General features: G+C 68.7%; 11 protein-coding genes, 2 pseudogenes and 1 riboswitch. Of the genes and pseudogenes, 10 read left to right on the top strand and 3 right to left on the bottom strand.

The features are described from left to right. The first annotated feature begins 92 nt into the window (after positions 1-92). Positions 93-1,580 carry a DUF5597 domain-containing protein gene (locus tag DTO57_RS13795; protein WP_114118827.1) on the top strand — a complete coding sequence of 496 codons (1,488 nt, stop codon included), beginning with the start codon at positions 93-95 and terminating at the stop codon, positions 1,578-1,580. 16 nt (positions 1,581-1,596) lie between these two features. Here the strand turns inward: DTO57_RS13795 and DTO57_RS13790 are convergent, their stop codons facing one another. Next, positions 1,597-2,607 carry a LacI family DNA-binding transcriptional regulator gene (locus tag DTO57_RS13790; RefSeq protein ID WP_162785791.1) on the bottom strand — a complete coding sequence of 337 codons (1,011 nt, stop codon included), beginning with the start codon at positions 2,605-2,607 and terminating at the stop codon, positions 1,597-1,599. 85 nt (positions 2,608-2,692) lie between these two features. Here DTO57_RS13790 and DTO57_RS13785 point away from each other — a divergent pair, with 85 nt between their 5' ends. Both DTO57_RS13785 and DTO57_RS13780 read left to right on the top strand, forming a co-directional pair. Further along, positions 2,693-3,601 carry a DUF6807 domain-containing protein gene (locus DTO57_RS13785; RefSeq protein ID WP_114118825.1) on the top strand — a complete coding sequence of 303 codons (909 nt, stop codon included), beginning with the start codon at positions 2,693-2,695 and terminating at the stop codon, positions 3,599-3,601. Further along, on the top strand, positions 3,598-4,674 hold the full coding sequence (locus DTO57_RS13780) for a Gfo/Idh/MocA family protein (protein ID WP_114118824.1): 1,077 nt from the start codon (positions 3,598-3,600) through the stop codon (positions 4,672-4,674). The genes DTO57_RS13785 and DTO57_RS13780 overlap by 4 nt, the downstream gene beginning before the upstream one ends. 3 nt (positions 4,675-4,677) lie before the next feature. Here the strand turns inward: DTO57_RS13780 and DTO57_RS13775 are convergent, their stop codons facing one another. Continuing rightward, a complete protein-coding gene (locus tag DTO57_RS13775) occupies positions 4,678-5,949 on the bottom strand; it encodes an OmpA family protein (RefSeq protein ID WP_114118823.1) in 1,272 nt (423 codons plus the stop codon). Between the two features lie 105 nt (positions 5,950-6,054). Further along, a riboswitch (FMN riboswitch) is annotated at positions 6,055-6,192 on the top strand. A gap of 61 nt (positions 6,193-6,253) precedes the next feature. On the opposite strand from DTO57_RS13775, the gene ribD reads away from it, so the two are divergent. The 6 genes and pseudogenes from ribD (at position 6,254) to DTO57_RS13745 (ending at position 11,118) form a co-directional block, all read left to right on the top strand. Next, positions 6,254-7,279, top strand: coding sequence for a bifunctional diaminohydroxyphosphoribosylaminopyrimidine deaminase/5-amino-6-(5-phosphoribosylamino)uracil reductase RibD (gene ribD / locus DTO57_RS13770; RefSeq protein ID WP_114118822.1), 1,026 nt, complete (start codon positions 6,254-6,256; stop codon positions 7,277-7,279). Then, positions 7,279-7,905: a riboflavin synthase gene (locus DTO57_RS13765; RefSeq protein WP_114118821.1), complete on the top strand. Its 627-nt coding sequence runs from the start codon at positions 7,279-7,281 to the stop codon at positions 7,903-7,905. The genes ribD and DTO57_RS13765 overlap by 1 nt, the downstream gene beginning before the upstream one ends. Further along, positions 7,902-9,176, top strand: coding sequence for a GTP cyclohydrolase II (ribA, locus tag DTO57_RS13760; protein WP_114118820.1), 1,275 nt, complete (start codon positions 7,902-7,904; stop codon positions 9,174-9,176). The genes DTO57_RS13765 and ribA overlap by 4 nt, the downstream gene beginning before the upstream one ends. A gap of 2 nt (positions 9,177-9,178) precedes the next feature. Continuing rightward, a complete protein-coding gene (ribH, locus tag DTO57_RS13755; RefSeq protein WP_114118819.1) occupies positions 9,179-9,652 on the top strand; it encodes a 6,7-dimethyl-8-ribityllumazine synthase in 474 nt (157 codons plus the stop codon). Between the two features lie 220 nt (positions 9,653-9,872). Continuing rightward, a pseudogene (locus tag DTO57_RS14860) lies at positions 9,873-10,448 on the top strand (transposase); the annotation flags it as partial. Positions 10,449-10,530: 82 nt separating this feature from the next. Then, the gene (locus tag DTO57_RS13745) at positions 10,531-11,118 is read left to right on the top strand and encodes an SHOCT domain-containing protein (protein ID WP_229730668.1); all 588 of its coding nucleotides are present in this window, start codon (positions 10,531-10,533) and stop codon (positions 11,116-11,118) included. A gap of 232 nt (positions 11,119-11,350) precedes the next feature. Here the strand turns inward: DTO57_RS13745 and DTO57_RS14450 are convergent, their stop codons facing one another. Beyond that, positions 11,351-12,130: a restriction endonuclease gene (locus DTO57_RS14450; protein ID WP_162785789.1), complete on the bottom strand. Its 780-nt coding sequence runs from the start codon at positions 12,128-12,130 to the stop codon at positions 11,351-11,353. Positions 12,131-12,178: 48 nt separating this feature from the next. On the opposite strand from DTO57_RS14450, the pseudogene DTO57_RS13735 reads away from it, so the two are divergent. Next, positions 12,179-12,388, top strand: a pseudogene (locus DTO57_RS13735) (IS6 family transposase); the annotation flags it as partial. Positions 12,389-12,518 lie beyond the last annotated feature (130 nt).

Here is a 12,518-nt window from a genome sequence, read left to right as displayed (position 1 = left end):
TCAACCATTTTCGCGAAGTAATTTCGCAACTCTTCCGAAAAGGCCGCACACTATGGGAAGCTGGCGGGGTTCCCGCAACGAAAGGACCCCGCATGCCCGTCTCCGCCAGCGCCGTCGAGAGGCTCCCCCGAATCGAGCGCGCCGGATCCGCGTTCCGGCTCATGGTCGACGACGAACCGTTCTTCGTCCGCGGCGGCGAGCTCGGCAACTCCGCCGCGCACCGGCGCTACCTCGCCGACAAGTGGGACGGGCTCGTCTCGCTCGGCCTCAACGCGATCGTCGCGCCCGCGACGTGGGAGCTCATCGAGCCCGTCGAGGGCGCCTTCGACTGGACGAGCGTCGACGAGCTCATCGAAGATGCCGCCGCACACGGCATGCGCATCGTGCTGCTGTGGTTCGGCAGCTGGAAGAACAGCATGTCGTCGTACGTGCCCGAGTGGGTGAAGACCGACACCGAGCGCTTCCCCCGCTGCCGCGACGCGCACGGCCGCCCCCTCGAGATCCTCACCCCGTTCAGCGATAACAACCGCGACGCCGACGCCCGCGCCTTCGCCGCCCTCATGGCGCACCTGCGCGAGGTCGACGAGGCCCGCACTGTGATCATGGTGCAGGTCGAGAACGAGATCGGCATCATGCCGGACGCGCGCGACCACAGCGCGCTCGCCGAGGCGGCCTACGACAGATCCGAGAACGAAGAGGTCTTCATGGCGCGGGCCTTCGCCCGCTACGTGGAGGGGGTGGCGAGCGCCGGACGCGCCGAGCTCGCCCTGCCGCTGTTCGTTAACGCCGCCCTCATCCGCCCGGGCGCGCAGCCGGGGCAGTACCCGGGCGCGGGCCCGCTCCCCCACCTCGCCGAGGTCTGGCGCGAGCACGCCCCGAGCATCGACTTCCTGGCGCCCGACATCTACTTCCCGAACTTCGCCGAGTGGGCCGGCCGCTATGCGACGCCCGAGAACCCGCTCTTCATCCCCGAGGCCCTACGTAGCACCGACGCATCGGTCAACGCGCTCTACGCGTTCGGCGAGCACTCGGCGCTCGGCTTCGCGGCCTTCGGCATCGACCACATCGGCGCGCCGGCGGCCGAGTGCCTCACCGCCAGCTACGAGATCCTGCGTCAGCTCGAGCCTCTGCTCGCCGAGGTCGCGGGCACGGGCCGCTCGCGCGGGCTGCTCCCGCCGCACGGCGCGCACCGGCCGCCCCACCGGATCCAGCTCGGCGGCTACACACTGAACGCCACCTACGAGCGCCTGCTGTCGCCGGGTCTCGCCGACGGCGTCATCAACGAGGCCGACGACCGCTCGGCCAGCACCGCCCTGCTGCCGGCGGGCGCCATCGTGATCCAGACCGGCGACGACGAGTTCATCGTCGCGGGCACGGGCGTGACGATCACCTTCGATCCGGATCCGCAGGGCGCGGATGCCGTCGGAATCCTGCGCGGCGACGAGGGCGGGTTTGACGAGAACGGCGAGTGGCAGACGCTCCGCCGCCTGAACGGCGACGAGACCCACCAGGGGCGCCACCTGCGGCTCGTCCCCGGCGAGTTCCAGATGCAGAAGATCGCCCTGTACCGCTACCGCTGAGCGGCGCGGCCGCGCCCTACCGCTGAGCGGGCGCGGCCGTGCTTCCGCGCTCGACGAGGACCGTCGAGAGCTCGATGCGCGGCTGCGGCCCGCCGTCGGCGCGCGCCATGTCGTCGAGCAGCCGCACCGCCTGATCCGCCATCTGCGAGATTGGCTGGCGCACCGTCGTGAGCGGAGGCGAGAGGTACTCACACAGCACGGTGTCGTCGAAGCCGGAGACCGACAGGTCAGCCGGGATCGACAGGCCGCGCTGGTGCGCGACGTTGTAGACGCCCATCGCCGTGAGGTCGCTCGCCGCGACGATCGCGGTGGGCGGGTCGTCGAGGCTCATGAGGGCCTCGGCACCTCGCTCGCCACCACCGACGAGGAAGTCGCCGTGCATGATGAGGGCGGGGTCGACGGCGAGGCCGCCCTGTCGCAACGCCGCCGTGTAGCCCTCGAGGCGATCCTGCGCGACCGGCACGTCGCTCTCGCCGCCGACGAAGCCGATGCGGGTGTGGCCGAGCTCGATCATGTGCCGCGTGGCGTCGCGCATGCCGGCCCAGTTCGTCGCGCCGACCTGCGCCTCGTCGCGGCTCTCGGTGCGGCCGACGTCGAGGTGAATGACGGGCACGCCCGTGCTGTGCAGTCGCGAGAGATCGCCGTCGACGTGCGCCGCCGCGATGATGACTCCGGAGACCTTGCGGGCGAGGATCGAGTCGATCCAGCGCTCGACCGAGAAGGTCTCGTGCTGGGTGTTGGCGACGACGAGCGAGCGGCCCGTGCGGAATGCGGCTTCCTCCGCGCCGCGCACGATCTCGAGCGCCCACATGCTGCCGATGCCGCCGATCGCGAGCTCGATGAGGCCGTCGCGCTCGACACCCGCATGCGCGCGGCCCGCGTAGCCCAGATCGTTCATGACCGACAGCACGCGCTCGCGCGTGGCCTGCGCCACGTCGGATCGGCCGGAGATAGCCTTCGAGACGGTCGGAACGGAGACGCCCGCGACGCGCGCAACATCCGCGAGGGTCGGTTTGGGAGTTGCCATGGGCTTGGACCTTTCAAAAGGTACGGGGAACCATCTCATCACCCCTTGACGCTCGGATGAGTGGCCCTCTAGGCTCGACCTTGCCATGATCGAAACATTTTCGCAAACTATCGTCGAAGACGACGATTCCGCCGTCCGCCTCATCGCCGACGATGTAGAGCTCGCACGCTACGTCTACCGACCGGACACGGTCCAGATGGAGTCGCCGAAACCCTACATCCACCCGATCCACACGCGCGCTGGCCGCCTCGTCAGTCTCTTCCGCCCGCGCGACCACGTCTGGCACAAGGGCATCTCGCTCGCGCTGCCGAACGCCGGTCCGCACAACTTCTGGGGCGGCCCCACGTACACGCGCCGCGCGGGCTGGTACGAGCAGCTCCCGAACAACGGCACGCAGGCCCACGCCGCTCCCCTCGAGGCGCCGGCCGGATCCTTCGCGCACGAGCTCGAGTGGCGTGCCGAGGGCGATAACTCGGTGGTCTTCACCGAGGTGCGCCGCCTCACGACCACGATCCTCGACGACGACGCCTGGGCCCTGCGCTGGGAGACCACGCTCACGAACGTCTCGGGCGAGACGATCGCGATGGGATCCCCGACGACCGAGGGCCGCGAGAACGCCGGCTACGGCGGCGTGTTCTGGCGCGGCCCGCGCTCGTTCAGCGACGGCGAGATCGTCACCGCCGACGGCGTGGGCGACGCCGAGGATCTGCGCGGCACCCGACACTCCTGGATGGGCTTCGTCGGCAAGCACGACGGCGAGGACGCTTCCTCGACCGTCATCATGGCCGACCTCGACGACACCCCGAAGTGGTTCGTCCGCGCGGGCATCTTCGCGTGCCTCGGCCCCGCGCCGTTCTTCGACAAGGAGGTGCCGTTCGAGCCCGGCACCGAGCTGACGCTGCGCTACGACGTCATCATCGCCGACGGCGCGAGCGACGCGGATCGTGCCGCGGCCCTCGTGCGCTCGGCCCGTGAGAAGGGAGACGCGCGATGACCACCCGCGTCGGAATCGTCGGAACCGGCGGCATCGCCGCGGTGCACGCCGACAACCTCGCCCGCATGGACGAGGCCGAGATCGTCGCCGTGACCGACATCGACGCCGATCGCGCCCGCGCCTTCGCGGACGCCCACGGCGGCCGCGTCGACGCTTCGCTCGAGGCGATGCTCGAGGCCGGCGGCATCGATATCGTGCACCTGTGCTCGCCGCCGTCGCTGCACATCGCTCAGGGCGAGACCGCCCTCGCGGCGGGCGTCTCGGTGCTGAGCGAGAAGCCGCCGGCGCTCTCGCTCGCCGAGCTCGACCGGATCCGCCGCGCCGAGGAGGCCTCGGACGGCTGGTTTGCGACGATCTCGCAGCACCGCTTCGGCGGTCGCGCCAACTGGCTCCGCGAGCGCACGCGCGACGGATCCCTCGGCGAGACGATGACGGCCGTCTGCAACACGCTCTGGTATCGGCCGGACGAGTACTTCGACGCGCCCTGGCGCGGCACCTGGGACAGCGAGGGCGGCGGCCCGACGATGGGCCACGGAATCCACCAGATCGACACGATGCTGTCGATCGTCGGCCCCTGGCGCGAGGTCACGGCCGTCGCGGCCCGCAGGGCGCGCCCCGTCGAGACGGAGGACTTCTCGGCGGCGCTCGTGACCCTCGAGTCTGGCGCCGTCGTGAGCATCGTGAACAGCCTGCTCTCGCCCCGCGAGACGAGCTACCTGCGCTTCGACTACACGCACGCGACGGTCGAGCTCGAGCACCTCTACGGCTACGGCGACGACTCGTGGCGCTTCACCGCGGCACCGACGGCGCCCGAGTCGCTCGAGGGCGACTGGGACTCGAGCGCGACGGGGCACGGATCCGGTCACGCGGCCCAGTTCGCCCAGACGTACGCGGCGCTGTCGGCGGGCGACCGCCCTCTGCCGGTGACGTCGGCTGACGCCCGCGACACCCTCGAGCTCATCGCCGCGATCTACGCGTCAGCGTTCGACCGACGCCCGGTCGCGAAGGGCGAGATCGACGAGTCGAGCCCGTTCTACACGAGCATGAAGGGGTCCGGAACCCCCTGGGCGTAGGCCCTACTTCTGCGGCGTCTCGTCGAACGACGGGATGTACACCTCGATACGACGGTTGAGCTCGACCCCCGCGGGGTTGAGCTCGCCGTCGATCACGGTCGGGGCGACCGGTCGCGTGTCGCCGGCGTCTTCCGACGCCAGCTTCGCGGTCGCGCCCGCATCGGCCAGCGCTGCCACCACGGCGTCGGCGCGATCGGCGCCGAGCCCATCGTCGGCCGCGGTGTCGCCGTGCGCGCTCACCGCCGCGACGGGAACGTCGTCGCCCAGGACATCGGCGATCGCCTCGATGATCTCATCGGCGTCGCCGCGCACCTCGCTTTCGTCGAGGTCGAAGAGCGAGCCGAGGGTGACCGTGATGAGCGTGCCGCAGCTCTCGGTGGGCTGCAGCGCCTCGAGCGTCGGGAACACGCCGAGCGCCGGCAGCGGCGGCAGCGGATCCATCTCGACCGGTTCGGCGTTGACGTAGCCGGTGCCGTCGCCGATGTTCTGGATCGTGACGTTAGCGTCGCTGTAGCTGCCCGAGCCGTCGCCGTTGTTCTGGATCTTGACGCCGCCGCCGAAGTAGTTGCCGGCGCCAGTGCCGTCGTTCTGAATCGTCGCGCCGTCGCTGACGTAGCTGCCGGATCCGTTGCCGTAGATCTGGATCGACACGTCGGCGTCGACGTAGCTGCCGGATCCGTCGCCGTAGTTGCGGATCGCGAGGTCGCCTTCGGAGAACGAGCCGAAGCCGTCGGACTCGCCCTTCGCGGTCTCGCCGTTCACCGTGAGCGTTCCGGCGCCGGTGTCGTAGCTCGCCTCGGATCCGTCGGGGGCCGTCACGTTGCCGTTCTTGTCGCCGTAGAGCAGCGAGGTCTGGATCCCGGCCTCGGGCCGCCCGTCCTCGCCGCAGTGCGCCGGCGACACCGTCACGCCCGCGAGCCCCGAAAGGTCGTCGTGCAGCTCGCGCGTCGCATCGCTCGCGAGATCGTCGTCGAAGAGCGCGAGGTCGGGTAGCACGAACATCGGCACCGACGGGAACTCGCCCACCGCGTACCCGGGCACCGTCGCGACCGCGGGCTCCGTGGGTTCCGGATCCGGCTCGTCGCCGTCCGCGGGCTCATCCGGATCCGCGGGTGCCGGATCCGTCCCCGCGTCCGAGCCCGCCGAGGTCGGGTCGGCGGGCGTCGTGGTGGCGGGCCGCGGATCCAGGATCGGCTCGTCGGAGCACCCCGCGACCGCGAGCACGACGAGGGATGCGCCGAGCAGGGCGACCCTCGTGCGCGCGGAGTTCTTCATCCCTCGAGGGTATCCAGCGCCACGGATCGATGCGAACCCATTCAGATGACGCTCGGTAACGATGTTGGGAATACCGAGTGAGAGTCGACGTTAGACTCGGCATAGCACGTGCTCCGGGGTCGGTGAGAATCCGAACCGGCGGTATAGTCCGCGACCCCCTCTCGGAGGGGTTGATCCGGTGAGATTCCGGGACCGACGGTGATGCAGGCAACGCCTGCGAGTCCGGATGGAAGGCAGCACGGTCAGGCCCGCCATGGGCTCTTTCCGTGAACCCCGATTATCGAGGTGCGGAAGGGAAGCCGACATGGCCAGTGACGTCGAGATCGCCGCGATGCGTCGCGCGCTTGAGCTCGCCTCGCGTGGCCCGCGCTCCCGCAACCCGCAGGTCGGATCCGTGCTCCTCTCCCCCGCGGGCGACGTCATCGCCGACGGCTGGCACCACGGCGCCGGCACGCCACACGCCGAGATCGACGCCCTGTCGCGACTTCCCCGGGGCGCGGCCCGCGGTGCGACCGCCGTCGTCTCGCTCGAGCCCTGCAACCACACGGGCCGCACGGGCCCCTGCGCAGTCGCCCTCATCGAGGCGGGCGTCGCCCGCGTCGTCTACGCGCTCGCGGATCCGGGACAGCACTCGGGCGGCGGGGCGGAGCGGCTACGCGCCGCCGGCATCGAGGTCGAGGGCGGCGTGCTCGAGGGCGAGGCGCGCGAGCTGCTCGACCCCTGGCTCACGTCGCGCGCGCTCGGCCGCCCGCACGTCACAGTGAAGTGGGCACAGAGCCTCGACGGCCGGGCCGCGGCCGCCGACGGCACGAGCAAGTGGATCACCGGTTCCACCGCCCGCGCCGACGTGCACCGCCGGCGCGCGGAGTCCGACGCGATCGTCGTCGGATCCGGAACCCTCCTCGCCGACGATCCCGCGCTCACGGCGCGCGACGGCGACGCGCTCTTCCCGCACCAGCCCGTGCCGGTGATCATCGGATCCGCGCCCGTGCCCGAGGGCGCGCTCGTGAACCGCCACCCGCACGCGCCGCTCGTCTACCCGACGCGCGACCTCGCGGCGGTGCTCGACGACCTGTACGACCGCGGCCTTCACCGCGTCTTCGTCGAGGGCGGGCCGACGCTCGCGAGCGCCTTCGTCGCCGCGGGCCTCGCCGACCGCGTGCTCGCCTACGTCGCGCCGACACTGCTGGGCGGGCCCCGCGCGGCCCTCGGCGATATCGGCGTGCCCACCATCTCCGCTCAACGCCGGCTCGATATCGAGGCGATCGAGCGTCTCGGATCCGACCTGCTGATCGTTGCCCGCCCCCCGTCAGAAAGCGAGTCTCACTGATGTTCACCGGAATCGTCGAAGAGATCGGCCGCGTCACCGCCGTCGAGCCATCGGGAGATGGACTGCAGATCACGCTCCACGCGCCCAAGGCCGTCGAGGGCGTGCACCACGGCGACTCGATCGCCATCAGCGGCGTGTGCCTCACCGTCGTGGGCTCGACCGCCGACGGCTTCACGGCCGACGTCATGAAGCAGACGCTCGACATGACCACGCTCGCGGGCGTCGCGCCCGGCCGCACCGTCAACGTCGAGCGCGCGCTCTCGTCCGAGACCCGCCTCGGCGGCCACATCGTGCAGGGCCACGTCGACGGCACCGGCGAGATCATCGATGTGCGCCCGGGGGCCGAGTGGCAGGTCGTGCGCGTCGCGATCTCTCGCGAGCTCGCCCCGCTCGTCGTCGATAAGGGATCCGTGACCCTCGACGGCACGTCTCTCACCGTGAGCGCCGTGAGCGACGCGTCGGAGCCGCAGCAGTGGCTCGAGGTCTCGCTCATCCCCGAGACCCTGCGCGCCACGACATTCGGCGAGCGCGGCGTCGGCGACCGCGTTAACGTCGAGACCGACATCCTTGCCCGCCACGTGCAGCGCCTCTTGGCATTCACCCAGACCGAAGGAACCTCGCGATGAGCGATCTCCAGCTTTCGACAATCGACGAGGCCCTCGAGGCCCTGCGCGCCGGGCGCCCCGTGCTCGTCGCCGACGACGAGAACCGCGAGAACGAGGGCGACGTGATCCTGTCGGCCGAGCTCGCATCGCCCGAGGCCATCGCCTGGACGGTGCGCTACACCTCCGGCTACCTCTGCGCGCCGATGCCGCAGGAGTGGGCCGACCGCCTCGACCTCGCGCCGATGGTGGCCCGCAACGAGGACGCCCGCGGAACCGCCTACACGGTGTCGGTTGACGCCGCCGAGGGCGTGACGACGGGCATCAGCGCGAGCGACCGCGCCCGCACCGTCAACGTGCTCGCGGATCCGGAATCGACGCCCGCGAGCGTCATCCGCCCCGGCCACATCCTGCCGCTGCGCGCCCTCCCGGGCGGCGTGCGCCAGCGCGCCGGTCACACCGAGGCCGCGGTCGATCTCATGAAGCTCGCGGACCTCAGCCCCGTCGGCGTCATCGGCGAGGTGCTCGCGGAGGACGGCGAGATGATGCGCCTGCCGGGCCTCGTCGAGCTCGGCCAGCGCGAGGGTATCCCGGTCATCACGATCGAGGCGCTCGCGGCGCACCTCGACCGCGTGGATCCGCGGGAGCCCGTCGAAACCGCGCCCCGCGGCGTGAGCCTGCGCGCCGACACCCTCGTCCCGACCTCCCATGGCGAGCTGCGCTTCATGGCATACCGCGACCGCGCGACGGGCACCGACCACCTCGCGATCGTGTCGGGCGAGCTCGGCGAGGACGCACCGCTCGTGCGCGTGCACTCGGAGTGCCTGACGGGCGAGGCCTTCGGCTCGCTCAAGTGCGAGTGCGGCCCACAGCTCGACGCGGCACTCGACATCATCCACCGCGAGGGTGGCATCGTCATCTACATGCGCGGCCACGAGGGCCGCGGCATCGGCCTCATCAACAAGCTGCGCGCATACTCGCTGCAGGAGCGCGGCTTCGACACGCTCGATGCGAACCTCGAGCTGGGCCTGCCCGCCGACGCGCGCGACTACGCCGCGGCCGCGTCGATCCTCGCCGATCTCGGCGTGAGCGAGGTGCGCCTGCTGACGAACAACACCGACAAGGTCGAGCAGCTGCGCCGCTACGGCCTCGACGTGATCGAGCAGGTGCCGCTCATCGTCGGCGTCGGCCCCAACAACCACCAGTACCTCGAGACGAAGCGCGACCGCATGGGTCACGTCATCGGCGAAGAGGCCCTGCAGGACGCGATCGCCCACATGAACGAGGGAGCATAACCATGGCCGGAACCGGACAGCCCACCCAGGGCGGCATCGACGCGAGCGGCGTGCGCGTCGTCATCGTGGCGGGTACGTGGCACGACGTCATCACCGACGGCATGATCGTGGGCGCCCAGCGCTGCCTCGACGAGGCAAACGCCGACTACCGTCTCGTGCGGGTCGCCGGATCCTTCGAGCTGCCCGTCGTGTCGAAGGCGGCACTCGACGCCGGCGCCGACGCGGTCGTCGCGCTCGGCGTGATCATGCGCGGTGGCACCCCGCACTTCGAGTACATCTCGGCCGCCACGACCGACGGCCTCACGCGCGTCGCGCTCGACACGGGCAAGCCGGTCGGCTTCGGCGTGCTCACGATCGACGATGAGCAGCAGGGCCTCGACCGCGCGGGCCTCCCCGGATCCAAGGAAGACAAGGGCTACGAGGCGGCCGACGCCGCGCTGCGTGCGGTGCTGACGTTGCGGGAGCTGCGGGGGTAGTTTGAAGCGCTCGGGCTCTGATCGAGACTCGCGGTATTTGTTTCCGACCAGCGGATTACGGTCGTTGGGGAGTGAATCGCCCTGGGTTCGGTTCCTACCGGGAAGCTTGCCCTGTTACGTCTCAGGACATAGGTGACAGTTCTGCGTCAGGACGGAGCTTGACCCCTGACCTTGGACACGCTGATTCCAGCGCGACGCTGGGGAAGCGAGAATCCAAGGGATAGCAAGGAAGGACTACACGGACGAGTTCCCGCAGCGGGCGGTGGACTTGTACGAGTCCACTCCTGGGGCGATGTTGAAGGCGATGGCGGCGGATCTGGGGATCTCGCGGGTCGCGCTGCGGGAGTGGGTCGAGAAGCTCGGCACCGGAGCGACGACCGCATCGATGTCGGCGTCGGGTTGTTCGGAATCGCCGGCGGCGAAAGATCATCCGACTCGAGGCCGAGAACGCGCGGCTGGAAGCGGAGCGGGTCAAGCTCGAGACGGAGCGGGACATCCTCCGTCAGGCGGCGAAGTATTTCGCCGGGGAGACGAACTGGTGGACCGCTTTCAGTTCGTCGAGGACCACAAGGACGCCTACGGCGTGAAGCGGTTGTGCGAGGTCATCGAGATCGCGAGGTCGTCGTTCTACGCCTGGCTGGCGGCAGCTTCGGGACGGGTTGCGAGGGCTGCCGACGACGCGGCCCTCGCCGCGCGGATCCGGGTGCTGCAGGACCCGAAGCAGGGTGGCGACCGGGCCTACGGGGCACCGAGGATCACCGCCGACCTCAACGACGGTGTCCCCGCGGCCGAGCGGTTTGGACGTGATGACTCAGGAGTTCGGTGGCAATCTCCGGCGCGGACCCACCGGTGAACGGCTCGCCGATAGAGTTAGCCACATGGCAGGCAAGGTAATCGGCGGGCACGGCAAAGACGCCAATGTGGACACACTCTTCGGCGGCACTATCGTCGTACAGTCCGGACTTAAATGGAGAAAGCTCATTCCGGAGCGAGTCTCATCATGGACACTGGTGTCATCCGATTCCAGCAAGTTTCGGGCTGTGGGTAAAGCCGTTGCCGGAGCCGTTGCTCCGCGACTTCTGAGTAGGACCACGTCAGACGCAGTCGGAGCAGCCATCGACGCGACCGTGAAGGCAACGCATGTGGTCCGCGTGGATTGGGCTGATGGGAAGCAGTCCTTGATTAAGCTCTCGGATGACCTTTTCACTCATTTCGCGTTGAATCTAGCCACTCAGCGCGCAGAGGACGAAACTCCGATCGTGCCCGTGGCCCCGGAGTCTCAGTCGCCGACCGTGGTCGAGCAGGCGTTCTCAGTCGTATCCGGTCTAGCTCAGAAAAAAATCGCCGATAAGCCGAAGCCCGATATCGCAGCACAGTTGACCTCGCTTGCCGCGCTCCGCGATCAGGGCATCCTCACGCAAGAAGAGTTCGACGCGAAGAAGGCTGAAATACTCGCACGACTGTAGTGCGATGTCCACGTTCAATGACAAAACGAGTTTGATCTGCTTCGGTGATGGACAGCAGAGGGAGGGTCGCCCTGTAGACATACGCTCGCCTCATGGGCGTTTTCGCATTGATGGGCGTGAGGAACGAACCGACACCGTGTCCACGATCGAGGGTCAATGCCCCAGGGTGCCACGATGGGACAGGGGCACGCCATCAGCACAACATCACTACCGGCTGCCATCGATGTTGTGGTTAAACGACGTCGCTTTCGTCGATCAGCCAGGCCTTACGGAGAGGGATCATTCTCTTCACCTCGTCAGGCATCAGTTCGTAATGTTCCAGCAGACGGTTCAGCACCTCTTCTGCGTTCCACACGGCGACCCGGAGACGTTGCACGTCAACCTTTAACTGCGCTTGGGCGGTGAGGCCACCCATCGCGACCAAGAGCCCGTGGTCAGCGTGATGCTGGCCGACAACGCCACTGAGCTGGTCGAGCACTTCGGAGCCCACACGAGTGTCCTGCGACTTCACCTGCACGATGATCGTCGGAGATGAGATGCCCAAGACACCAGAACCGGCGATGATGTCCACGCCACCATCCGCCCCCTTCGGCTGCACCTTGCACTTCATCCCCTCGGCGCGCAGGATCGCCGCAACGAGGTCCTGCAGCGCATGCCCTGCATACTCCTCGCGGATACGCGCCAAGATACGGTCACGCGAATAGCGGATGACGTCTTGACCTTCGAACGCGATGGCCTCGTCGGAGTCGAGCACCTCATCATCGCTCTGCGGGTTCGAGGTGAATGCGCTCGCTCGAGCACCAGGGTCGAGCTCTGCACCAGCACGAATCCGGGCGAGGCGATACGCGCCATCGTTTCGTTTGATCTCGCACACCGTACTGAACGCTCCGAGCGAGTACAGCAGGTCTTGCTTGATCGCCGCACGACTCACATCATGTCGGTCCCATGTCACCCGGCGGACGTGCCTGAGGCCTTCGGTCTCCGAGAGATACTCGTAGCGGCTCTGTTGCAAAAATCGTGAAGCTTGAGCATGCTTGGCGGAGATTGGACGGACGGAACGATGACGGATTTCAAGTGGCGCCATTTCCAGGGTGATGTGATCCTGTGGGCGGTGCGCTGGTATTGTCGCTATCCGATCAGCTATCGCGACCTTGAGGAAATGCTGGCGGAACGCGGCATTTCGGTCGACCATACGACGATCTATCGCTGGGTCCAGTGCTACGCCCCGGAGATGGAGAAGCGGCTGCGCTGGTTCTGGCGGCGTGGCTTTGATGGCTCATCGTGTTTGAGGGTGTAGTAGCGGTTTGAAGCCGCCGGTCTCGAGCAAGCTCCTGGCGATGTAGTTGGTCAGGTTCCGGAACCCCAGGGCGGTGCCGCGGAGATGCTCGAGACGTCCGTTG

It is taken from the genome of Microbacterium sorbitolivorans (assembly GCF_003327285.1).
GTDB lineage: Bacteria > Actinomycetota > Actinomycetes > Actinomycetales > Microbacteriaceae > Microbacterium > Microbacterium sorbitolivorans.
This window is presented reverse-complemented; position numbering and strand designations above follow the sequence as displayed.